Annotated in this window: 19 protein-coding genes; all 19 read left to right on the top strand. The window is 44.0% G+C overall.

Annotated features, from left to right (window positions below):
• Window positions 1-39 precede the first annotated feature (39 nt).
• The 19 genes from pbp1b to D8886_RS05755 all read left to right on the top strand — a co-directional run bounded on the left by pbp1b (window position 40) and on the right by D8886_RS05755 (window position 23,127).
• Complete coding sequence (pbp1b, locus tag D8886_RS05850) at window positions 40-2,454, top strand: penicillin-binding protein PBP1B (protein WP_125434540.1); 2,415 nt, start codon at window positions 40-42, stop codon at window positions 2,452-2,454.
• A 393-nt stretch (window positions 2,455-2,847) separates the two neighbouring features.
• Window positions 2,848-6,414 (top strand): DNA-directed RNA polymerase subunit beta, encoded by a 3,567-nt coding sequence (gene rpoB / locus D8886_RS05845; RefSeq protein ID WP_125434538.1) that lies wholly within the window; start codon window positions 2,848-2,850, stop codon window positions 6,412-6,414.
• Window positions 6,415-6,454: 40 nt separating this feature from the next.
• Window positions 6,455-10,135: a DNA-directed RNA polymerase subunit beta' gene (rpoC, locus tag D8886_RS05840; RefSeq protein WP_125434536.1), complete on the top strand. Its 3,681-nt coding sequence runs from the start codon at window positions 6,455-6,457 to the stop codon at window positions 10,133-10,135.
• A 763-nt stretch (window positions 10,136-10,898) separates the two neighbouring features.
• Complete coding sequence (wecB, locus tag D8886_RS05835; protein ID WP_125434534.1) at window positions 10,899-12,056, top strand: non-hydrolyzing UDP-N-acetylglucosamine 2-epimerase; 1,158 nt, start codon at window positions 10,899-10,901, stop codon at window positions 12,054-12,056.
• Window positions 12,049-12,837, top strand: coding sequence for a hypothetical protein (locus D8886_RS05830; RefSeq protein ID WP_125382177.1), 789 nt, complete (start codon window positions 12,049-12,051; stop codon window positions 12,835-12,837). Before wecB ends, D8886_RS05830 begins: the two co-directional genes overlap by 8 nt.
• 11 nt (window positions 12,838-12,848) lie before the next feature.
• Window positions 12,849-12,992: a hypothetical protein gene (locus D8886_RS05825; protein ID WP_125434532.1), complete on the top strand. Its 144-nt coding sequence runs from the start codon at window positions 12,849-12,851 to the stop codon at window positions 12,990-12,992.
• Entirely contained in the window at window positions 12,985-14,295 is a 1,311-nt protein-coding gene (locus D8886_RS05820; RefSeq protein WP_004189100.1) for a glycosyltransferase family 2 protein, read from the top strand. The genes D8886_RS05825 and D8886_RS05820 overlap by 8 nt, the downstream gene beginning before the upstream one ends.
• An 8-nt stretch (window positions 14,296-14,303) precedes the next feature.
• Window positions 14,304-15,410 carry a family 8 glycosyl hydrolase gene (locus tag D8886_RS05815; RefSeq protein ID WP_185761262.1) on the top strand — a complete coding sequence of 369 codons (1,107 nt, stop codon included), beginning with the start codon at window positions 14,304-14,306 and terminating at the stop codon, window positions 15,408-15,410.
• A 376-nt stretch (window positions 15,411-15,786) separates the two neighbouring features.
• Window positions 15,787-16,167, top strand: coding sequence for a DUF1033 family protein (locus D8886_RS05805; RefSeq protein WP_125434528.1), 381 nt, complete (start codon window positions 15,787-15,789; stop codon window positions 16,165-16,167).
• Between the two features lie 129 nt (window positions 16,168-16,296).
• The gene (comGA, locus tag D8886_RS05800) at window positions 16,297-17,238 is read left to right on the top strand and encodes a competence type IV pilus ATPase ComGA (protein ID WP_125434526.1); all 942 of its coding nucleotides are present in this window, start codon (window positions 16,297-16,299) and stop codon (window positions 17,236-17,238) included.
• Entirely contained in the window at window positions 17,168-18,202 is a 1,035-nt protein-coding gene (comGB, locus tag D8886_RS05795; protein ID WP_260469499.1) for a competence type IV pilus assembly protein ComGB, read from the top strand. Before comGA ends, comGB begins: the two co-directional genes overlap by 71 nt.
• The gene (gene comGC / locus D8886_RS05790; protein WP_002896769.1) at window positions 18,202-18,519 is read left to right on the top strand and encodes a competence type IV pilus major pilin ComGC; all 318 of its coding nucleotides are present in this window, start codon (window positions 18,202-18,204) and stop codon (window positions 18,517-18,519) included. The genes comGB and comGC overlap by 1 nt, the downstream gene beginning before the upstream one ends.
• Window positions 18,479-18,913, top strand: coding sequence for a competence type IV pilus minor pilin ComGD (comGD, locus tag D8886_RS05785; protein WP_185761261.1), 435 nt, complete (start codon window positions 18,479-18,481; stop codon window positions 18,911-18,913). Before comGC ends, comGD begins: the two co-directional genes overlap by 41 nt.
• Entirely contained in the window at window positions 18,879-19,172 is a 294-nt protein-coding gene (gene comGE, locus D8886_RS05780; RefSeq protein ID WP_125434522.1) for a competence type IV pilus minor pilin ComGE, read from the top strand. The genes comGD and comGE overlap by 35 nt, the downstream gene beginning before the upstream one ends.
• On the top strand, window positions 19,156-19,593 hold the full coding sequence (gene comGF / locus D8886_RS05775; protein ID WP_125434520.1) for a competence type IV pilus minor pilin ComGF: 438 nt from the start codon (window positions 19,156-19,158) through the stop codon (window positions 19,591-19,593). Before comGE ends, comGF begins: the two co-directional genes overlap by 17 nt.
• Window positions 19,574-19,966: a competence type IV pilus minor pilin ComGG gene (gene comGG / locus D8886_RS05770; RefSeq protein ID WP_125434518.1), complete on the top strand. Its 393-nt coding sequence runs from the start codon at window positions 19,574-19,576 to the stop codon at window positions 19,964-19,966. The genes comGF and comGG overlap by 20 nt, the downstream gene beginning before the upstream one ends.
• A gap of 81 nt (window positions 19,967-20,047) precedes the next feature.
• Window positions 20,048-21,013, top strand: a complete 966-nt coding sequence (locus tag D8886_RS05765; RefSeq protein ID WP_125434515.1) for a class I SAM-dependent methyltransferase — start codon at window positions 20,048-20,050, stop codon at window positions 21,011-21,013.
• A 36-nt stretch (window positions 21,014-21,049) separates the two neighbouring features.
• Window positions 21,050-22,243, top strand: coding sequence for an acetate kinase (locus D8886_RS05760; RefSeq protein ID WP_125434513.1), 1,194 nt, complete (start codon window positions 21,050-21,052; stop codon window positions 22,241-22,243).
• Window positions 22,244-22,377: 134 nt separating this feature from the next.
• Complete coding sequence (locus tag D8886_RS05755; protein WP_185761260.1) at window positions 22,378-23,127, top strand: CPBP family intramembrane glutamic endopeptidase; 750 nt, start codon at window positions 22,378-22,380, stop codon at window positions 23,125-23,127.
• Window positions 23,128-23,237: the final 110 nt, after the last annotated feature.

Genomic DNA, 23,237 nt, shown 5'->3' with positions numbered 1-23,237 from the left:
ATATTTGGTATAATGGGAAGATAACAAGGAGAATCAAACTTGGAACAATTAATAGAAAAATTAAAAGAGTTCTGGGAAAAAGCCCAGCATTTTATCAAAAAAATACATCTTCCAGAATGGAGCAAGAAAATCGGCAGTAGCAACAACGGCTGGTCTATCGGTGATGTTTTTGCTGTTTTCTTGCGGACTTTTAAGCTTCTGATGAATATGGCTTTTGTGTTTATCTTCTTCGGTGGCGTAATTGGTGCTGGGATCGGGATAGGCTATGCAGCTAGTCTATTCAGTAAGGTTGAAGTGCCCAAGCAAGAAGAGCTGGTCAAGCAGGTGAATAATATCTCTGGGATTTCTAAGCTTACCTATGCTGATGGTAGCTTGATTGCAGAAGTGGATAATGATTTGCTCCGCATCCCGGTTAAGAGTGACGCCATTTCTGAAAATGTAAAAAAAGCCGTTATCGCTACAGAGGATGAGAATTTTGAAACGCATAACGGAGTGGTGCCTAAAGCTGTGCTTCGGGCTACGCTCGGCTCTGTTGTCGGAGTTGGCTCGTCCAGCGGGGGTTCAACCATTACCCAGCAGCTAATCAAGCAGCAGGTGGTGGGCGATGCGCCGACCTTCAAGCGGAAAGCGGCGGAGATTGTCGATGCGCTGGCTTTGGAGCGCTACATGTCCAAGGATGATATTTTGACCACCTACTTGAACGTTTCGCCTTTTGGGCGTAACAATAAGGGGCAGAATATCGCTGGTGTGGAAGAAGCTGCTCAAGGGATTTTTGGTGTTTCTGCTAAGGATTTGACTGTGCCCCAGTCTGCTTTTATTGCCGGCTTGCCACAGAGCCCGATTGTTTATTCGCCTTATGCAGCGGATGGCAGTCTCAAGAGTGAAGGGGATATGGCTCTGGGCTTGGAACGTGCCAAGGATGTGCTCTATAATATGTACCGGACGGGCCATCTAAGCGAGAAAGAGTACAAGGAGTACAAGGACTACGACTTGACCAAGGATTTCAAGCCTTCTGAAAGCTCGGAAAAATCTTCGCATGGCTACCTTTATTACACAGCGATTGAAGAAGCTCAGCAGACCATGTACGAGTACTTGATTCAGCGGGATAATGTTTCTCAGCAAGAGCTGAAAAACAATGACACTGTCAAAGCCTACAAGGAATTGGCCGCTAAGGAACTGAGCGATGGCGGCTATACTGTCACCACCACGATTAACAAGAACATCCACATCGCTATGCAAAATGCAGTAGCCAACTATGGCGGCATCTTGGATGACGGCACTGGTGCAGTTGAAGTGGGAAATGTCCTCTTGGATAACAAAACCGGTGCTGTGATTGGCTTTGTTGGCGGCAGAGATTATGCTTCCAATCAGAACAATCATGCCTTTGATACAGAGCGCTCGCCGGGTTCGACTATTAAGCCGATTCTGGCTTATGGGATTGCTATTGACCAAGGTCTGATGGGCAGCGCCAGCGTTCTTTCTAACTATCCGACTAACTTTTCAAGCGGCGATCCAATCATGCACGTGGACAGTCGTGGTACGGCCATGATGGATTTGCAAGAAGCTCTCAATACTTCTTGGAATATCCCGGCTTATTGGACTTACCGCGGATTACGCGAGAAAGGTGTCAATGTCCGTGGCTATATGGAAAAAATGGGTTATTACATCGATGACTACAGCATTGAGAGTCTCCCAATGGGCGGCGGAATCGAAGTATCTGTAGCTCAGCACACCAATGGTTTCCAAACCTTGGCTAATAATGGAACCTACCAGAAAAAATACATGGTTGAAAAAATCACTGACCGAGATGGGAAGGTAATATACCAGCATAAGGCCAACCCGGTTCAGATATACAGTCCGGCAGCAGCTACGATTATGCAGGAGCTCATGCGGGGAGTTATCAATTCTGGAGCGACTACGACCTATAAATCCAGAATCAGTCAGGTTAACGGAACCTTGGCTGGAGCCGACTGGATTGGTAAGACTGGAACGACCAACAGCAACGGCGATATGTGGCTGATGCTTTCTACTCCAAAGATGACTTTGGGAGGCTGGATCGGTCATGATGATAATAGCTCTATGGCAGCGTTGACTGGTTATAACAATAACGCCTCCTACATGGCCTATATGGTAGATGCCATCTATCAGGCAGATCCGAATGCCTGGGGTGTTGGTGATAAGTTCACTCTTGATCCGAGTGTGATTAAGTCTGATGTACTCAAGTCCACAGGAGAAAAGCCAGGGACAGTAACGGTAAACGGCCGCTCTGTTAATCTCAGTGGTCCGACAGTGCCTAGCTATTGGGCTAAAAATGGTGCTCCGACCACGACCTACCGCTTTGGTATCGGGGCATCAGATGCGGATTATCAGAAGGCTTGGTCAGCTATTCTGGGCGGTTCTACCTCCAATTCTAATTCAAGTTCCAATTCCAACAATAATCGGCAGGGGAATTAGCGCATCAAGAACAGTTTTAACTTTTCAGAAAGCGGATGAAATCCTTGCAATTTCTAGCTAAATAAGGTATAATGATAATAATAATTTGTCGTGTGCTTTATTTGAAATATTGTCCAAATAGAAGCTTACAGCAGTTAAATCAAACTTGAATAAGTCAGATTTAGCTGCTCTTTTTGTGCCTATTTTTAGGAAAAACGAATTATGTAACCATAATTTAATTTTTCTGAAAATTAAACAAAAGGGACTGATTGTGGCTGTTTTGCAGCATTGTAAATGACAGAGGATTTTCCTCTGAAAACATTTCACAGAACTCGCCCTCAAAGCGTTGAGAAAAAGATACCTTTCTTCTCGCTTTATCAAGGGCTCAGTATCTTATCATAAAGGAGTAAAAACTTGGCAGGACATGAAGTTCGATACGGTAAACACCGTACCCGTCGTAGTTTCTCAAGAATTAAGGAAGTTCTTGATTTACCAAATTTGATTGAAATCCAAACGGATTCGTTCCAAGATTTCTTGGATCATGGTCTGAAGGAAGTCTTTGAAGATGTACTTCCTATTTCAAACTTTACCGACACCATGGAATTGGAATTTGTCGGCTATGAAATCCGTGAGCCTAAATATACGCTGGAAGAAGCACGCATTCACGATGCCAGCTATTCAGCGCCAATCTTTGTGACTTTCCGTCTGATTAATAAGGAAACTGGTGAAATCAAGACTCAGGAAGTCTTCTTTGGTGATTTCCCAATCATGACTGAAATGGGAACCTTCATCATCAATGGTGGTGAGCGGATTATCGTATCCCAGTTGGTGCGTTCTCCAGGGGTTTACTTTAACGATAAAGTTGACAAAAATGGAAAAGTTGGCTACGGTTCAACGGTTATTCCTAACCGCGGAGCTTGGTTAGAGTTGGAAACAGACTCAAAAGACATTGCCTACACTCGTATTGACCGGACACGGAAGATTCCATTTACCACTTTGGTGCGTGCGCTTGGTTTCTCAGGTGATGATGAGATCTTGGACATCTTTGGTGACAGCGACTTGGTGCGCAACACCATCGAAAAAGATATCCACAAGAACCCAATGGACTCCCGTACAGATGAAGCTCTGAAAGAAATCTATGAGCGTCTTCGTCCAGGTGAGCCTAAAACGGCTGAAAGTTCTCGTTCCCTTCTTGAAGCGCGTTTCTTTGATCCGCATCGTTATGACTTGGCAGCAGTTGGTCGTTACAAGATCAATAAGAAACTCAGCGTCAAGACACGCTTGCTGAACCAAACCATTGCAGAGCCATTGGTAGATGCTGAAACAGGAGAAATCTTGGTTGAAGCTGGTACAGTCATGACCCGCAGTGTGATTGACAGCATTGCAGAGCAGTTGGACAATGGTTTGAACAAAATCACTTATATTCCAAACGACTCAGCTGTCTTGACAGCTCCTGTAGAATTGCAGAAGTTCAAGGTAGTGGCACCAACTGATCCAGACCGCGTTGTGACTATCATCGGTAACGCAAATCCATCTGACAAGGTTCGGATTGTAACACCAGCTGACATCTTGGCTGAGATGAGCTACTTCCTCAACTTGGCTGAAGGTATCGGTCGTGTAGATGATATTGACCACTTGGGGAACCGTCGTATTCGTGCAGTTGGCGAACTTTTGGCCAACCAAGTTCGTCTGGGACTTTCTCGGATGGAGCGTAATGTTCGTGAACGGATGTCTGTTCAAGACAATGAAGTTCTCACACCGCAACAAATCATCAACATCCGTCCAGTAACTGCAGCTATTAAAGAATTCTTTGGTTCTTCTCAGTTGTCTCAGTTCATGGACCAACACAATCCGCTGTCTGAGCTTTCTCACAAGCGCCGTCTTTCTGCCTTAGGACCTGGTGGTTTGACACGTGACCGCGCTGGCTATGAAGTGCGGGACGTGCACTATACTCACTACGGTCGTATGTGTCCGATTGAAACGCCTGAAGGACCAAATATTGGTTTGATTAATAACTTGTCTTCTTATGGACACCTTAACAAATACGGATTTATTCAAACGCCTTACCGTAAGGTAGACCGTGAAGCTGGTGTAGTAACTAACGAAATCGTTTGGCTGACCGCTGATGAGGAAGATGAATTTATCGTAGCGCAGGCCAACTCTAAGCTTAATGAAAAAGGCGGCTTTGCGGAGCCTATTGTTATGGGACGCCACCAAGGTAATAACCAAGAATTCCCGTCAGACCAAGTAGACTACATGGATGTATCGCCTAAGCAGGTAGTTGCCGTAGCGACAGCATGTATTCCTTTCTTGGAAAATGACGACTCCAACCGTGCCCTAATGGGTGCCAACATGCAGCGTCAGGCTGTGCCTTTGATTGATCCAAAAGCGCCTTATGTCGGTACTGGTATGGAATACCAAGCTGCCCACGACTCTGGTGCAGCAGTCATTGCCCAGCATGATGGTAAGGTTACCTATGCGGATGCTGACAAGGTTGAAGTCCGCCGTGAAGATGGTTCTCTTGATGTTTACCAAATTCAAAAATTCCGCCGTTCTAACTCAGGAACTGCTTACAACCAACGTACCTTGGTGAAAGTTGGCGATGTCGTTGAAAAAGGCGACTTTATCGCTGACGGACCTTCTATGGAAAAGGGAGAAATGGCCCTGGGACAAAACCCAATCGTTGCTTACATGACATGGGAAGGTTACAACTTCGAGGATGCGGTTATCATGAGTGAGCGTCTGGTGAAAGACGATGTCTACACCTCTGTTCACTTGGAAGAATACGAATCAGAAACTCGCGACACCAAGCTTGGCCCTGAAGAAATTACCCGCGAAATTCCAAACGTAGGGGAAGATGCCCTGCGCAACCTTGATGAAATGGGGATTATCCGCATTGGGGCGGAAGTCAAAGAAGGCGATATCCTAGTCGGGAAAGTCACTCCAAAGGGTGAAAAAGACCTTTCTGCTGAAGAGCGTCTGCTTCATGCCATCTTTGGTGACAAATCTCGTGAAGTTCGTGATACCTCTCTGCGTGTGCCACACGGTGCCGATGGAGTGGTTCGTGACGTGAAGATCTTTACCCGTGCTAATGGTGATGAACTGCAATCTGGCGTTAATATGTTGGTTCGTGTCTACATCGCTCAAAAACGTAAAATCAAGGTCGGAGATAAGATGGCCGGTCGTCACGGAAACAAGGGGGTTGTATCCCGTATCGTTCCTGTGGAAGACATGCCTTACCTGCCAGACGGAACACCAGTTGATATCATGTTGAACCCACTTGGGGTACCATCTCGTATGAACATCGGTCAGGTTATGGAGCTTCACCTTGGTATGGCAGCGCGTAACTTGGGCATCCATATTGCAACGCCAGTCTTTGATGGAGCAAGCTCAGAAGATCTCTGGGATACTGTCCGCGAAGCTGGTATGGACAGCGATGCCAAGACTATTCTTTATGACGGACGTACCGGTGAGCCGTTTGACAACCGTGTATCTGTCGGTGTCATGTACATGATTAAGCTCCACCACATGGTAGATGACAAACTCCATGCCCGCTCAGTAGGTCCTTACTCAATGGTTACCCAACAGCCGCTCGGAGGTAAAGCTCAGTTTGGTGGACAACGTTTTGGTGAGATGGAAGTTTGGGCCTTGGAAGCTTACGGTGCTTCTAACGTTCTGCAAGAAATCCTGACCTATAAGTCAGATGATGTCAATGGCCGTTTGAAAGCTTATGAAGCTATTACCAAAGGAAAACCAATTCCAAAACCAGGTGTGCCAGAATCCTTCCGCGTTCTTGTCAAAGAATTGCAATCTCTTGGTCTGGACATGCGAGTTCTTGATGAAGACGACAATGAAGTAGAACTGCGTGACCTAGACGAAGGTGAAGATGATGATGTGATCCACGTTGACGATCTTGAAAAAGCGCGTGAAAAAGCGGCTCAAGAAGCCAAAGCAGCTTTTGAGGCTGAAGGAAAAGAATAAGAATACACACTGATTAGAAAATGAAGAAAGGTAAGAAATAGTGGTTGATGTAAATCGTTTTAAAAGTATGCAAATCACCCTAGCTTCTCCAAATAAGGTTCGTTCATGGTCTTATGGGGAAGTGAAGAAACCTGAAACAATCAATTACCGAACCCTGAAACCAGAACGCGAAGGCCTTTTTGACGAAGTGATCTTCGGTCCAACCAAGGACTGGGAATGTGCCTGTGGTAAGTACAAACGGATTCGTTACAAAGGAATCGTCTGTGACCGCTGTGGTGTTGAAGTAACCCGCGCCAAGGTTCGCCGTGAGCGTATGGGCCATATCGAGTTGAAGGCACCAGTTTCACATATTTGGTACTTTAAAGGAATTCCAAGCCGCATGGGGCTCACTTTGGATATGAGCCCGCGCGCTTTGGAAGAAGTTATTTATTTTGCGGCTTATGTGGTGATTGATCCTAAGGATACTCCGCTAGAGCACAAGTCAATCATGACGGAGCGTGAGTATCGTGAACGTTTACGCGAGTACGGTGCAGGCTCATTTGTAGCCAAAATGGGAGCAGAAGCTATTCAAGACCTATTGAAACAAGTGGACTTGGAAGCTGAAATTGCTGTCCTCAAAGAAGAATTGAAGACTGCTTCAGGTCAAAAACGGATCAAGGCTGTCCGTCGTTTGGATGTCTTGGACGCCTTCTACAAGTCTGGTAATAAACCAGAATGGATGGTTCTCAATATCCTGCCGGTTATTCCGCCAGATTTGCGTCCTATGGTTCAGCTGGATGGTGGTCGTTTTGCGGCTTCTGACCTCAATGATCTCTATCGCCGGGTTATCAACCGGAACAACCGTTTGGCTCGCTTGCTTGAGTTGAATGCCCCTGGTATCATCGTTCAAAATGAGAAGCGTATGCTTCAAGAAGCGGTTGATGCGTTGATTGATAACGGTCGTCGTGGTCGTCCAATCACGGGACCAGGCAGCCGACCACTCAAGTCTCTGAGCCACATGCTCAAAGGGAAGCAAGGTCGCTTCCGTCAAAACTTGCTGGGTAAACGGGTTGACTTCTCAGGTCGTTCCGTTATTGCCGTTGGTCCTACATTGAAAATGTATCAATGTGGTGTGCCGCGTGAAATGGCGATTGAGCTCTTCAAGCCGTTTGTGATGCGGGAAATCGTTGCTCGCGATATCGTGCAGAACGTTAAAGCTGCCAAACGCTTGGTAGAGCGTGGAGATGAGCGTATCTGGGATATTCTGGAAGAAGTGATCAAGGAACACCCAGTGCTTCTCAACCGCGCACCGACCCTTCACCGTTTGGGAATTCAGGCCTTCGAGCCAGTGCTGATTGATGGTAAAGCTTTGCGTTTGCATCCACTGGTCTGTGAAGCTTACAATGCCGACTTTGACGGTGACCAAATGGCCATCCACGTACCATTGTCAGAGGAAGCGCAAGCTGAAGCTCGTATCCTCATGCTGGCTGCTGAGCACATCTTGAATCCGAAAGACGGTAAACCAGTTGTAACACCATCTCAGGATATGGTCTTGGGGAACTACTACCTGACCATGGAAGAGGCTGGCCGCGAAGGCGAAGGCATGATTTTCAAGGATATGGATGAGGCGGTCATGGCCCTCCGCAACGGTTATGTTCACTTGCATACTCGTGTTGGTATCGCAACCGATAGTCTTAATAAGCCTTGGACAGAAGACCAGAAGCATAAGATTTTGATCACCACTGTTGGTAAAATTCTCTTTAACGCGATTATGCCAGAGGAATTGCCTTATCTGCAAGAGCCAACCAATGCTAACTTGACAGAAGGTGTGCCAGCTAAGTACTTCTTGGAGTCAGGACAAGACATCAAGGAAGTCATTGAACAGCTTGAGATCAATGTTCCGTTTAAGAAGAAAAATCTTGGTAATATCATTGCGGAAATCTTTAAACGCTTCCGTACTACAGAAACATCTGCTCTTCTTGACCGCTTGAAGAACTTGGGTTATCACCATTCTACTTTGGCTGGTCTGACAGTGGGTATCGCTGATATCCCAGTTGTTGAAGACAAGGCTGAGATTATTGAAGAATCCCACAAGCGTGTTGAAGAAATTACTAAACAATTCCGCCGCGGTATGATTACTGATGACGAACGCTATAATGCAGTTACTGCTGAGTGGCGAGCAGCACGTGAGAAATTGGAAAAACGTTTGGTTGCCAACCAGGATCCTAAGAACCCTATCGTTATGATGATGGACTCTGGAGCCCGGGGTAACATCTCTAACTTCTCCCAGTTGGCCGGTATGCGTGGTCTGATGGCTGCGCCAAATGGACGTATCATGGAATTGCCAATCTTGTCTAACTTCCGTGAAGGTCTGTCTGTTCTGGAAATGTTCTTCTCGACTCACGGTGCTCGTAAGGGTATGACCGATACGGCCCTTAAGACTGCCGACTCTGGTTACCTGACTCGTCGTCTGGTTGACGTTGCCCAAGATGTGATTATCCGTGAAGACGACTGTGGTACAGATCGTGGACTTCTTATAACTTCTATCACAGAAGGCAAGGAAATGATCGAGTCTCTGGAAGAGCGTCTCATCGGTCGTTATACTAAGAAAACGGTTAAACACCCAGAAACTGGTGCAGTTATCATTGGTGCAAATGAATTGATCACAGAAGACAAGGCTGCTGAAATTGCAAATCTCAAAATCAAGAATGAAGATGATGAATTTGTAAATGGGATTGAAGAAGTAACCATCCGCTCCGTCTTTACATGTAACACCCGCCACGGTGTCTGCCGTCATTGTTACGGTATCAACTTGGCAACTGGTGATGCGGTTGAAGTCGGTGAAGCAGTCGGAACCATCGCTGCCCAGTCTATCGGGGAGCCTGGTACACAGCTGACCATGCGTACCTTCCACACGGGTGGTGTTGCCTCTAATACCGATATCACGCAAGGTCTTCCTCGTGTCCAAGAAATCTTTGAAGCCCGCAATCCGAAAGGGGAAGCGGTCATCACTGAAGTCAAGGGTGAAGTTACTGCCATCGAAGAAGATGCATCTACTCGTACTAAGAAGGTCTTTGTTAAAGGCCAAACTGGCGAAGGTGAATATGTGGTACCATTTACAGCCCGCATGAAGGTTGAAGTGGGGGACCAAGTTTCCCGTGGTGCTGCCTTGACTGAAGGTTCTATCCAGCCTAAGCACTTGCTGGCTGTCCGCGATGTCTTGTCTGTTGAAACTTACCTGCTTGCCGAAGTACAAAAAGTTTACCGTAGCCAAGGGGTAGAAATCGGCGACAAACACATCGAAGTAATGGTTCGTCAGATGATTCGCAAGGTACGCGTCATGGATCCAGGTGATACAGATCTTCTTATGGGAACTCTCATGGATATCACTGACTTTACAGATGCTAACCGTGATGTGGTTATCTCAGGCGGTGTGCCTGCGACAGCTCGTCCAGTCCTCATGNGAATCACCAAAGCTTCCCTTGAGACAAACAGCTTCTTGTCTGCAGCTTCCTTCCAGGAAACAACTCGTGTCCTGACAGATGCTGCTATCCGCGGTAAGAAAGACCATCTGCTTGGACTCAAGGAAAATGTTATCATCGGTAAGATTATCCCGGCCGGTACAGGTATGGCCCGCTACCGCAATCTGGAGCCTCAGGCTGTCAATGAAGTTGAAATTATCGACGAAGTGACAGAACTGCCAGGTGGATTTGAAACTGAAGAAAATATTGTTCTTAAATAAGGAACTTTCCCTCCCGAAAATCGGGAGGGATTTTTTGTTGTAGCCGATAGTTTCTTGCTCCCTACTAAATATTATCCTATAATATACTTAGAAAGTTGTTGTTAAGTTCTCCTTTATGGATAAACAACTATAGAAGAAATACTCGAGATTTCCTGTTTCAGTTTTTCTATGATGCGAGACGCCATATTTATTTTTAATCAGGGAGGTAGCTGGTTTTTTTGTAGTATGATAGCGCTAGGTTATACTATTTTAAAAATCCTAAAATAGTAGGAGGGGGAGGTTCGAAATTTTAAAAAAGAGGAGGTTGATTTTAATGGTAGTGGTCGAAGATTATAGAGAACGGTAGATGGCATTTATCTAGCTAGCTCATTCATGAAGGGAGGATTTTGAAATATAAAGAATAGAAAATAATTAGATTACAAATAGAATAATATTTTATTACAATGAATAAAGATTAAAAAATATAGGTAAAAAGCACAAAATTCTGCATAAAATAGGACTTTAAGCCTATAAGTTCTTTCCTTTTTATTTATTTTTTTGAGAAAACCGAAAAATTTCAGCAATTTTAAGTTACAGTTAAGTTAAGAAAATTAAAATAATCTTAAATAAGTTACCAACATGTAAATTACTATTAAGAAAGTATAAAATAATAGTTCATGCTTTGATTATTGAAACGCTTGATGGTAAAATAACTAAGGTTACTTAAAACAAACATTTTTTAGTAAAAAGTTAATATAACAATGTTGATTTTTGGTGAGGAAAAATGAAGAAAATTAAGGTAATGGTTGTTTTTGGAACTCGTCCAGAAGCAATTAAGATGGCTCCACTGGTTATTGAACTGAAGAAGCAGGCAGACTTGTTTGAGACAACAACAGTTGTGACTGCTCAGCATCGTCAGATGCTGGATCAGGTACTTGAAACTTTTAAGATTAAGCCTGATTATGATTTGGATATTATGGGGAAGAATCAAACCCTGACAGATATTACTGTCAAGATTCTTCATAAGCTGGATGATATCTTAAAGGAAAACAAGCCAGATATTATGCTGGTGCACGGTGATACGACAACGACTTTTGCGGCTAGTCTTGCAGCGTTTTATAATCAAGTTCGTATCGGCCACGTAGAAGCTGGCTTGCGGACTTGGAATAAATACTCTCCTTTCCCAGAAGAAATGAATCGTCAGATGACCGACTCTTTGACCGACTTGTATTTTGCACCAACGGATCAGAGTAAGGCTAACTTGCTCAAGGAAAACCATCCGGCAGAAACAGTTTTTGTGACAGGAAATACAGCTATCGACGCTCTCAAGCTGACCGTCCAAGCTGATTATCACCACGAGGTGCTTGACCGTATTAATCCAGCTCGCAAGATGATTTTGGTGACCATGCATCGCCGGGAAAATCAAGGTGAGCCGATGAGAAGGGTCTTTCGAACTCTACGGCAGATTGTAGATGCCCATGATGATGTGGAAATTGTCTATCCCGTTCACCTGAGCCCAGCGGTTCAGGAAGCAGCCAGAGAAATTCTGAGTGACAATGAGAAAATTCATCTGATTGAGCCTTTAGATGTGTTGGATTTCCATAATATCGCAGCTAAAAGCTACTTCATCATGTCAGACTCAGGCGGAGTGCAGGAAGAAGCGCCTTCCTTAGGTAAGCCTGTACTGGTACTTCGTGATACAACAGAGAGACCAGAAGGAGTTGAAGCCGGCACCTTGAAGCTGGTCGGTACAGAAACTCAAGCAGTAGCAGAGGCGATGGAAGCTCTGCTGACAGATGAGTCACTCTATCAGGAAATGGCCCAAGCCAGCAATCCGTATGGTGACGGTAAGGCTTCTGAGCGGATTGCTCAAGCAATAGCTCACTATTTTAAGCAGACGGCTAGGCCGGAAGAATTTAAGACAGGAGTAAAAGATGTTTAGGAAAAAAGGACTAGAAAAATCATTAGCAGTCTTTGTACTGGCAATTGGACTAATTCTTTTCTACAGTTGGAATTTTGCAGCTAACATATTTTATATCGGAATCGCGCTGATTTTATTAGGTATTTTTAGTGTCTTTGTCCTATCCGATCTCTTGGTGACATGGGCTATGATTCTGGGTGTGGTTATCGCAACTTTAATCTTGCTCTTTGATGTAACTTACCTACCAGATAATCAAGTTCTCTTCTTGCTTTATGTCTTCCCTGTCAGCGCTTGGCTGACCAGTCGAGTGAATTTCTATCTCCATCAGCGTTTGGGATTAGTGCAGGATGACAGTGAAGATGCTGCTGAGGCCTATGATGAGCTAGTTCAGAAGGTGCATCTGGAAGAAGCTCCAGCCTTTCAGGCCTTACTGGTTCATTGGGCACACAATCATCATTTTTATCAAATTCACTCTCGGGAGTACAAGCGGATGCTCAAGAGAATTTTACGGCTGCTCAACTGGGACTTCCAGAATGTAGAAACTGTTTACTATGTATCAAATGGTAACTTTCTAGTTCTGGTAGAAGATCTGGATCAGGAAGTCAAGGAATATTTCCAAGAGAAAGTGCGTGCCGATTTGACGACAATGCGCTTTGAAAATAAAAAAACTGACCAAGAAATTCAGTTTCAGTCTGGCAGCTTAAAACTGAATGCTCAAAACATTGATAAATTCCATAATTTTGACGACGCTTTGAGCAATCTGGAGCGTCAGCTTGAAACCGACATTATCGTAGAATACTAGGAGGTAAACACATGTCTTTAACAGAAGTATTTTTTATCATCTCTATGGTGCTAAGTATCTTTTTTGCTATTAGTTTTTTTGTCCTCTTCATCTATTATCTGGTTATTTACAATCGGGTTAATAAAAATTTTAGGGCGGTGACTCGTCATGATTAGTCAGCTTATTATGATTATCACCCTGTTCTCCATCTGGATGTCTCTGGCTTGGGCTTTGGTTATTCTATGCTCTTCCGTGCATTTCTGGATGAAGCGCAGTGACTTCAATGTGGATACCAGTCCCTTGGAGCATTATCCTATGGTTACAGTCGTTGTTCCTGCCCACAATGAAGATGTGGTTATCGCTCAGACGACTAAGGCCATTCTGGACTTGGATTATCCTCATGACCGAGTGGAAGTTCTGCTCTTTGCGGACAACTGCTCGGACGATACCTATCAGGAAATGCTGAAAGTACAGGCGATGCCTGAGTATGCTGGACGCAATGTTATAATTACAGACCGTACAGGTACGGGAGGTAAGGCAGGGGTGCTGAATGATGCCCTGAAGATGGCCAAGGGCGAATATATCTGTGTCTATGATGCGGATGCCATGCCAGAAAAGAATGCTCTTTACTTCCTAGTCAAGAAAGTCTTAGAAGATCCAGAACGTCACGTTGCTTCCTTTGGACGCAATAAGACTCGGAATGCCAACCAGAACTTCCTGACTCGCTGTATCAACCAAGAAATCGTTGTAACTCAGCGTGTTTACCACGTAGGTATGTGGCATCTCTTCAAAATTGGACGGATTCCAGGTACAAACTTCTTGATTAACACTGAGTTTGTTAAGAGTATTGGTGGTTGGAAAAATGGTGCCTTGACAGAGGACACGGAAATTTCCTTTAAGATTATGCAGAGCGGCAAGTTGATTGCCTTGGCTTATAACTCAGAGGCTTTCCAGCAAGAACCAGAAACCCTCAAGTCCTACTACTTGCAGCGTAAGCGCTGGGCTAAGGGGAACTATGAGGTGGTTATTGACAACTTCAAGCATCTTTTTAGCGGCGGTAACTGGCGCGTGAAACTGGAAGTGTTCAATTATTCTTGTATCTTCTTCTGGTTTAATTTGGCGATTGTCTTATCTGACTTGGTTTTCTTTGCCAATGTAGCGGCAATGATTACCCAGCTCTTTATACCGGATGTGCGGATTCCTTTCGCTTTTGATGCTCAGAATATCTATATCGTCCAGCTGATGCTCTTTAACTGGCTTCTGATGATTTTGCTTTATCTTTTGCAGATCAATATCGCCCTAGCTTCTCAGTTTGGACAGGCGACCACCAAACAGATTTGGCTGGCCCTTGTGTCCTATTTGACTTACTCTCAGCTCTTTATCGTTGTTTCTTTAGATGCAGTAGGATCTGTTATCTTGGACAAGATTTTGAAGCGGAAAGAAACCAAGTGGGTTAAAACAAAACGATTTGCAGGTTAGGAGAAAGTGTGAAAAGAACAAGATTAAGATTTATTTGGTTTGTGATAATTCTGGCTGTCTTGGCTAGTATCCTCTTGTACACCCGCATGGGCAGTACTCCTAATATTAAAAAGAAAATATACAGCCAATGGTCTAAAGAATATGTCGTAACCAAGGACAAATTGTCTTATATCAGGACGACAAACAGTAAGACTGAAGATGTTGTGCTGTCTGAGGCACAGGGTTATGGCATGGTGATTGCTGTGGATGCAGCTAAGCAAGGTGATGCTAGTTTGGCTGATTTTGAAAAGCTCTACCAATATTATCTAGCTCATCGTCTGAAAGATACCCAGCTTATGTCTTGGAAGCAGACGATTAAGGATGGTAAGAGCAATCATGAAGACGAAAACAATGCTACAGACGGCGATCTTTACATTGCCTATGCTTTGATTCAGGCAGCTAAGCAGTGGCCAGACAAGGCTAAAGAATACCAAGCTCAGGCTCAGGCTATTCTGAAAGATGTCTTGGCATATAACTATAATGAAAGCAACGGTGTTTTGACGGTTGGGAACTGGGCAAATGCAGAATCGAAATTTTATAATCTCATGCGGACTTCTGATACGTTGCCGCAGCAGTTCCAAGCTTTCTATGAGTTGACAAAGGATAAGCAGTGGCTGACAATCCGGGATAACATGCTCAGCAAACTTGAAGCAATCAGTGCTGATAATAAGACTGGTTTGATACCAGACTTTATCTGGGTTGAAGGCGACAAAGTTCGGGCAGCTGATGCTGATACAGTTGAGTCTGCAAATGATGGCTATTATTCTTATAATGCCTGCCGACTTCCTTACAACCTGGCTCAAAGCAAGGATGAAAAAAGTCAAAAAATGCTGAAGAAGATGTTGAGCTTCTTCCTTAATCAAGAAAAGATTTATGCGGGCTACAACCTGAAAGGGAAGGCTCTCAATAGCAATCAGGCTGGCAGCTTTACTGCTCCAGTATTCTATGCAGCTAATAACAACATTGAATTCCGCAAATTGGTGCAGCAGAATAAATATCTCTTCATGCAAGGTTTGCCGTCAGACAATTACTATGACGCAGCTGTGACCACAATGATTGCTTTAGAAACTTTATAATGCAGAAACAAGCAAGATGAAAATTTTGCTTAAGATGATGCAGACAATAGGGTGGGACAAAATGACATTTGTCTCACCTTTTTTGAATAAAAAGATTGAGGTTTATTTCACAAACCGTTAAAATAGAAAGCCTGTGTTTATGTTAAATCAGGACTTACTCAGTTTCTAGATGTTGAGAAGTCTGTCATATGTTCAAATGGTCCGACACTATTTGTTCGCATGGTTAAGAACACTATCCATGATGTTAATCTTCATATTATGAAGAGTGATATGCTTGTCTCTGTTCCAATAAAGTTCTTGTTTTCTGATTTTGAGCAAAATAGTTTTGTTCGTCAAAGAATTCATATATAATATACGGTACAAAGAGAGGACGAGTATGTATTGTGTAATTGAGATGTACGGGGACTATGAACCGTGGTGGTTCCTGGATGGCTGGGAAGAGGATATCGTTGCAAAGAAGCAGTTCGATGATTATTATGAAGCCCTTAAGTATTATAAAAGCCGCTGGCTGCAAATGGAAGAGCAGTCACCTTTGTATAAGAGCCGTAGTGATTTAATGACAATTTTTTGGGATCCGGAGGATCAGCGCTGGTGCGAGGAGTGCGATGAGAATGTTCAGCAGTACCACTCTCTGTTTTTGCTGGAGAATGACTGCAAGATTCCTAAGAGCAAGTATCGGCCGGGCTATACTAAGCAAAACGGCCTTGAAAAGCACCGAGCTTGCTCAGTCAAACTAAAAAATGCTAAGCCTCTTTAAATCGATAGAATATATTTTGCAAATCTGATAATAGAGCAGCAGAAGAGACCTAACTTATTAGAAGTTAAGTTTCTTCCGCTGTTTTTTCTTTTTCTGGATTTTTTGCGAATAGTAAGGTGAGGAGGATGTATGGTTCAAGAAATTGCAAAAGAAATGATTAGGCAGGCTCGGCAAGAGGGGGCGCAGGATATTTACCTCATTCCTAAGACTACTTGCTATGAGCTTTATATGAGAATCGGTGATGAACGTCGTTTTATAAGGACTTACGATTTTGAGCTTCTGTCAGCTGTTATCAGCCACTTTAAGTTTGTCGCAGGTATGAATGTTGGAGAGAAGCGCCGCAGTCAGCTTGGGTCTTGCGATTATGACTGCGAGGAAGCCAAGGTTTCAATCCGGCTGTCGACAGTTGGGGATTACCGTGGTTTTGAAAGCCTGGTTATCCGACTCCTTCATGACGAAGACAGGGAGCTGCGCTTTTGGTTTGAGCAATTGCCGGAGCTGCGAAAGAAAATTCAGGCTCGCGGTCTCTATCTTTTCTCAGGACCAGTCGGCAGTGGCAAGACGACCTTGATGTACCATTTGGCTCAGCTTAAATTTTCTGATCAGCAGGTTATGTCGATTGAAGATCCGGTTGAGATTAAGCAAGAGGCTATGCTGCAGCTGCAACTGAACGAAACCATTGGCATGACTTATGACAGTCTGATTAAGCTGTCTCTGCGACATCGTCCGGATCTCTTGATTATCGGGGAAATCCGTGATCGAGAGACAGCTAGGGCAGTGGTTCGGGCAAGTTTGACCGGAGCTACGGTCTTTTCAACGATTCATGCCAAGAGTGTTCGCGGTGTCTATGAGCGGCTTTTGGAATTGGGCGTTAGTGAGGATGAGCTAAGAATGGTGCTGCAAGGTGTTTGTTACCAGCGTTTAATTGGGGGAGGAGGTGTCGTTGATTTTGTCAGTCAAAACTATCAAGAGCACGAAGCCGAAGTCTGGAATCAGCAGATTGATCAGCTTTTTGCAGAAGGACATATCAGTGCTGAGCAAAGGCAGACCGAAAAAATTGTCTACGCCTAAGCAGAAAAAGATTATTGAGCTCTTTCATAATCTCTTTAGCAGCGGTTTTCACTTAGCAGAGATTGTAGACTTTCTGAGGCGAAGTGCCTTGCTGGAGGAAGTATATGTCACTGAAATGCGGGCAGGCTTGTCAGCTGGTCAGTCCTTTTCAGAGATTGTCAGTCGACTGGGATTTTCCGACAGCGTTGTAACCCAGCTGTCCTTATCTGAGCTACATGGCAATCTGACACTTAGTCTGGGCAAGATTGAGACCTATCTGGAAAATCTGTCCAAGGTTAAGAAAAAATTGATAGAGGTAGGGACCTATCCTCTCATGCTGCTGGGCTTTTTGGTCCTTATCATGCTGGGATTGCGCAACTATCTTCTACCTCAATTAGACAGCCAGAATCTAGCTACCCGGTTGATTAATCATCTGCCTCAGATCTTTTTGTGGAGCAGTCTTACTTTAGCTATCTTGGTTTTAGTGGCTCTCTTTTACTATCGAAAGTCATCCAAGATTCGTTTTTTCAGCAAACTAGCAGCTCTGCCCTTTTTTGGGCGTTTAGTACAGGCTTACTTGACCGCTTATTATGCTCGTGAATGGGGAAATATGATTGGTCAGGGCCTGGAATTGAGTCAGATTTTTGCGATTATGCAGGATCAGCCTTCCCAGCTCTTTAAAGAAATCGGAGCAGACATGGCTGCCGCTTTGCAAGCTGGACAAGGCTATGCGGACAAGGTGGCGAGCTATCCTTTCTTTAAAAAGGAATTGTCCTTGATGATTGAGTACGGCGAGGTCAAGTCCAAGCTAGGTAGTGAGCTGGAAGTCTATGCTGAAAAGACTTGGGAGGAATTTTTCCTACGTATCAACCGAGCCATGAATTTCATTCAGCCCCTAGTATTTATTTTTGTTGCCTTAGTGATTGTTTTACTTTATGCGGCAATGCTCTTGCCCATTTATCAGAATATGGAGGTTCATTTGTAATGAAAAAACTTAATACCTTAAAAGTTCAAGCATTCACCCTTGTGGAAATGCTGATTGTCTTGCTGGTTATCAGCGTACTCTTGCTGCTCTTTGTGCCTAATCTGACCAAGCAAAAAGATGCTGTTTCAGATACAGGAACGGCAGCGGTGGTCAAGGTAGTAGAAAGCCAGGCGGAGCTGTATGAACTGAAGAATACCAATGAAAAGGCTAGCCTGAGCAAGCTAGTCAGCGCAGGGAATATCAGCCAGAAACAGGCAGATTCTTATAAGGCTTACTATGGGAAACACAGTGGCGAAACTCAAGCGGTTGCCAATTAAGGCTTTTACACTGCTGGAAAGTCTCCTGGTTCTTTTTGTTGTTAGTTTTCTCTTACTGGGCTTATCTGGCTCGGTAAGGGCTGGCTTCAATCAGGTTCAAGAGCAACTCTTCTTTTTAGAGTTTGAGAGGCTCTATCAGGAGACGCAGAGGCTAAGTCTAGCCGGCCATGAGAAACTGTCTCTCAAGATTTCAGGACGGCAGATTTCCAATGGCTATCAAGAGCTGGACTTTCCACAAACTTTGCAGGAACATGAGCAGCAGGTCATTCAGTTTGACCGGGCTGGCGGGAACTCATCGCTCAGTAAAATTACTTTTCAGACGGAGGATAGGACAGTTGTTTACCAACTTTACATGGGGAATGGCAAGTTTAAAAAGACGACAGCTTCAAGCTAGCATTCTGCTGGAAGCTCTAGTGGCCATGGCAGTTTTTGCGGCTATTGCCAGTTTGCTTTTGGGACAGATTAGCCGGTCTCGTAAGGAACAGCGGGTCCTTCTGCAGAAGGAAGAGGTGCTTCGGGTAGCTCACATGGCTCTGCAGACAGGACAAGAAGAGCTTCATACCAATGGAATTACTGTGCGCCAGCTGAAGACAGACAAGCAGCTACTGATCTATCACGAAGGGGAGGTAGTCATTCGTGTCCAAAAACCTTAAAGTCAAGGCCTTTACTCTCTTAGAGACCTTAGTAGCCTTGCTGGTCCTTAGTGGTGGAATATTGGTCTTTCAGGCCATGACTCAGCTGCTTTCCTCAGAACTTCATCAGCAGGAAAATAATCAGCAGCAAGAGTGGCTTTTGTTTGCCGACCAACTGGAGACGGAGCTTTCGCGAAGTCAATTTGATAAGGTTGAAGACAATAAAATCTACATCAGACAAGATGGCAGGGACTTGGCCTTGGGTAAATCCAAGGGAGATGATTTCCGTAAAACAGATAAGAGCGGTCGCGGCTACCAGCCCATGATTTATGGTTTAGAAGCAGCTGACGTCCGTCAGGAAGGTAAGCTTGTCCATCTTCATTTTCGCTTTGAAAAAGGTTTAGAGAGGGAGTTCATCTATCGTGTGGAAGAAGAAAGTTGAGGCTGGTATTTTACTGTATGCGCTGCTGATGGCCGCTGTCTTTAGCCTGCTCCTGCAGTTTTATCTCAACCGTCAAGTCAGCAGTCAGCGTTTGCAGCTTTTCAACATGGAAAGGACAGAAGCTTATGCAATGGCAGTTCTGACAAAAGCTACAGCCAAGGATGATAGCGGTGAGATGGAGTTTGAGCAGGGCAAGGCTGTCTACCGCAGGCAAGGGAAGAATCTTGAAATCAGCAGTCAGCTCAGCAGCGGTCATTCCTATTCCTTTACTTTTAGTACTTCTAAGAAAGATGAGGGTAAAGCAAAGGAAGACAAAAAAGCAACTGACAAAAAAGAGAAAGCGATTTTGGACGAAGCTGGTAAGTCGGACTAATATAACTGTAAAATCTTTGTAATTTTATATATCTTGGAATGGGGCCTTATTTTTGGTATGATAGGATGAACGGAGGATTCCATGAATTTTGAAAAGATAGAACAAGCTTATACTCTGATTCTCGAAAACGTCCAGAATATCCAAAACGCTCTGGCGACCAATTTTTACGATGCTCTGATTGAGCAGAACGGCATTTACCTAGATGGGGATACTGATTTACAAGAAGTTCTGACCAACGATGAAAAAATCCGTGCTCTGCATTTGACCAAAGAAGAATGGCGGAGAGCCTATCAGTTTATTCTGATGAAGGCTGCCCAGACGGAGCCCATGCAGGTCAATCATCAGTTCACTCCTGATACAATTGGTTTTCTGATTACTTTCTTATTGGATCAGCTAGCTCACGGAGAGGAAGCTGATGTATTAGAAATCGGCAGCGGAACTGGAAATTTGGCTGAGACTATTCTCAATCATACCCAAAAGAAGATTGACTATCTGGGTCTGGAACTAGATGATTTATTAATTGACCTTTCTGCCAGCATTGCGGAGGTTATGAACTCTAAGGCTCACTTTGCTCAGGGGGATGCAGTTCGGCCTCAGGTTCTGAAAGAGAGTGATATCATTATCAGTGATTTACCGGTCGGTTATTATCCAGACGATAGTATCGCCTCCCGCTATGAGGTGGCTAGCCGGGATGAGCATACCTATGCCCATCATCTCCTGATGGAGCAGTCGCTCAAATATCTGAAGCCAGGTGGTTATGCCATATTTCTAGCGCCGAATGACCTCTTGACCAGCGCTCAAGCTCCTTTGCTGAAAAAATGGCTCCTAGCTAAGGCTCAGTTTATCGCGATGATAACTTTGCCAGAGTCTATTTTCTCAAGCAGCAAGCATGCCAAAACTCTTTTTGTCTTGAGGAAGCAAGAAGCTAACAACGTTCAGCCTTTTATCTATCCTCTGCGGGATTTGCAGGATCATGATGAAATGTTTAAATTCCGCCAAAGTTTTCAAAACTGGTACAAAGATAGTGAAATTCAAACAAAATTTTGATATAATGATTTTGAAAACGCTTAAAGAGGTGAAGAAATGTCGAAAACAATTTCTATTAATGCAGGAAGCTCAAGCTTAAAATGGCAACTCTATCAGATGCCAGAAGAAAAGGTCTTGGCTAAGGGCTTGCTGGAACGGATTGGTCTCAAGGATTCTATTTCAACAGTGAAATTTGATGGTCGGTCAGAGAAGCAGGTTCTTGATATTGAAGATCACACGCAGGCCGTAAAAATTTTGCTGGATGATTTGAAACGCTTTAATATCATTGAATCTTATGATGAGATTACCGGTGTGGGCCATCGTGTTGTGGCTGGCGGTGAATACTTTAAGGATTCAGCCCTTGTTGATGAAGAAGTGATTCAAAAGGTAGAGGAGTTGTCTCTTCTGGCTCCATTGCATAATCCAGCCAATGCTGCAGGCATCCGTGCTTTTAGAGAAATTCTGCCAGACATTACCAGCGTGGTAGTCTTTGACACCTCTTTCCATACAACTATGCCGGAAAAAGCTTATCGCTATCCGATTCCGACTAAATATTACACTGAAAACAAGGTCCGCAAGTACGGAGCTCACGGTACCAGCCATGAGTATGTAGCCAAGGAAGCTGCGAAAGTTTTGGGTCGTCCGATTGAAGAACTCAAGCTTATCACTTGCCATATAGGTAACGGAGCTTCTATCACAGCAGTTGACAAGGGCGTTTCTGTAGATACATCTATGGGATTCACACCACTTGGCGGTGTCATGATGGGAACGCGTACAGGGGATATCGACCCAGCTATCATTCCTTACCTGATGCAATACACAGATGACTTTAATACTCCGGAAGATATTAGCCGCGTTTTGAATCGTGAATCTGGCTTGCTGGGAGTTTCTGAGAAGTCAAGTGATATGCGTGATATCCATGAGGCGATGCGGGCAGGTGATGCCAAGGCTCAATTAGCCAACGATATTTTTGTCGATCGGATTCAAAAATACATTGGTCAGTATCTTGCTGTTTTGAATGGAGCTGATGCTATCATCTTTACTGCAGGAATCGGTGAAAATTCTGTGACCATTCGTGAACTGGTTATTAATGGTATTTCTTGGTTTGGCTGTAACGTAGACCCAGAAAAGAATGTGCGTGGTGCAGAAGGCGTGATTTCCAGTCCTGATGCCAAGGTCAAAGTCTTGGTTATCCCGACTGACGAAGAATTGGTCATCGCGCGTGATGTCGAACGTTTCAAAAATCAATAAATCCAAAAGCTCAGTTTGACTGGGCTTTTTATATGCTTTAAGAAAGGATTTTCTTGGTTGCTGGCCTTGAAAACATTGAGCGATTCGTTCTCATAGTCACTATCAGTATTGGCTCTCAATACGTAATATACAAAATGCTTGCAGTCAAGAATTGTCTATACAAAAAGAGAAAATTGAGCTATACTAGGAAGGAAAAGGAGAAAGATATGAAAGCAATTCTAAAAAAATTAGAGTACATCCTACTGACTCTGTTTGTCTTATTTCTCAGCCAGATACCATTTATATTTATCCGACATATGACTGCTTCTGAGAAGAGTTTTTCAGCTGGACAGACTATCTTTGTGCTGGTTGTATATTTTTTGATTGTCTTTTTTGTTCTGAGAATGGCTAAGCAAGAAGAACTACTGAGCCTTGACTTTAGCTTCTTCAAATGGTCTTCGTTTGGCTGGTTAGCTGTTTCTAATGTTGTCATGATTGGCGTCAACATGCTGGGAGCAATTATCATGCTGCTGGAAGGTCAGGCTATTTCTACTGCTAATCAGGATGCCTTGAATGCATTATTTCAGCATGTACCCAAGATTTTATTAGTAGTAGGAGCTGTGATTCAGGCTCCTATCTTGGAGGAAGTAGTCTTTCGCGGTTTGATTCCTCAGAAAATTTTTACCAAGCATTATGTTTGGGGCTTGGTTGTAGGAGTCATTCTTTTCGGTCTTTTTCATGGTCCGACCAATATCGGCAGTTTTGTTATATATGCAGGTATGGGTGCTGTTTTAGCTGCTGTTGCTTACATATTTAAGCGTTTGGAAATGTCTATTTTAGCACACATGCTAAGAAATGGAGTTGCAGTACTCATTATGATACTGACAGGTTTGGTGAACAAGTAGGAAAGCAGAGAATACCTGCTTTTTTTGTCATTTGAGGCACAAATTAGGACATTTGAGGGGATTTCTACCAGCTTGCTCTTACTTCTTCTATAATGATAAGAGAAGAATGG

The sequence above is a fragment of the Streptococcus sanguinis genome (assembly GCF_003943655.1).
Classification (GTDB): Bacteria; Bacillota; Bacilli; order Lactobacillales; family Streptococcaceae; genus Streptococcus; species Streptococcus sanguinis_F.
The sequence above is the reverse complement of the archived record's forward strand: the minus strand, read 5'-3'. Positions and strand labels throughout refer to the sequence as shown.

Excerpts from the sequence above, each read along its gene's own strand:
- comGE (WP_125434522.1), top strand. The coding sequence starts at position 18,879 with ATGGCAAGTTTAAAAAGACGACAGCTTCAAGCTAGCATTCTGCTGGAA.
- D8886_RS05830 (WP_125382177.1), top strand. The coding sequence starts at position 12,049 with ATGTTTAGGAAAAAAGGACTAGAAAAATCATTAGCAGTCTTTGTACTG.
- comGA (WP_125434526.1), top strand. The coding sequence starts at position 16,297 with ATGGTTCAAGAAATTGCAAAAGAAATGATTAGGCAGGCTCGGCAAGAG.
- wecB (WP_125434534.1), top strand. The coding sequence starts at position 10,899 with ATGAAGAAAATTAAGGTAATGGTTGTTTTTGGAACTCGTCCAGAAGCA.
- D8886_RS05825 (WP_125434532.1), top strand. The coding sequence starts at position 12,849 with ATGTCTTTAACAGAAGTATTTTTTATCATCTCTATGGTGCTAAGTATC.
- D8886_RS05765 (WP_125434515.1), top strand. The coding sequence starts at position 20,048 with ATGAATTTTGAAAAGATAGAACAAGCTTATACTCTGATTCTCGAAAAC.
- D8886_RS05755 (WP_185761260.1), top strand. The coding sequence starts at position 22,378 with ATGCTTGCAGTCAAGAATTGTCTATACAAAAAGAGAAAATTGAGCTAT.
- D8886_RS05760 (WP_125434513.1), top strand. The coding sequence starts at position 21,050 with ATGTCGAAAACAATTTCTATTAATGCAGGAAGCTCAAGCTTAAAATGG.
- comGD (WP_185761261.1), top strand. The coding sequence starts at position 18,479 with ATGGGAAACACAGTGGCGAAACTCAAGCGGTTGCCAATTAAGGCTTTT.
- D8886_RS05805 (WP_125434528.1), top strand. The coding sequence starts at position 15,787 with ATGTATTGTGTAATTGAGATGTACGGGGACTATGAACCGTGGTGGTTC.
- comGC (WP_002896769.1), top strand. The coding sequence starts at position 18,202 with ATGAAAAAACTTAATACCTTAAAAGTTCAAGCATTCACCCTTGTGGAA.
- D8886_RS05820 (WP_004189100.1), top strand. The coding sequence starts at position 12,985 with ATGATTAGTCAGCTTATTATGATTATCACCCTGTTCTCCATCTGGATG.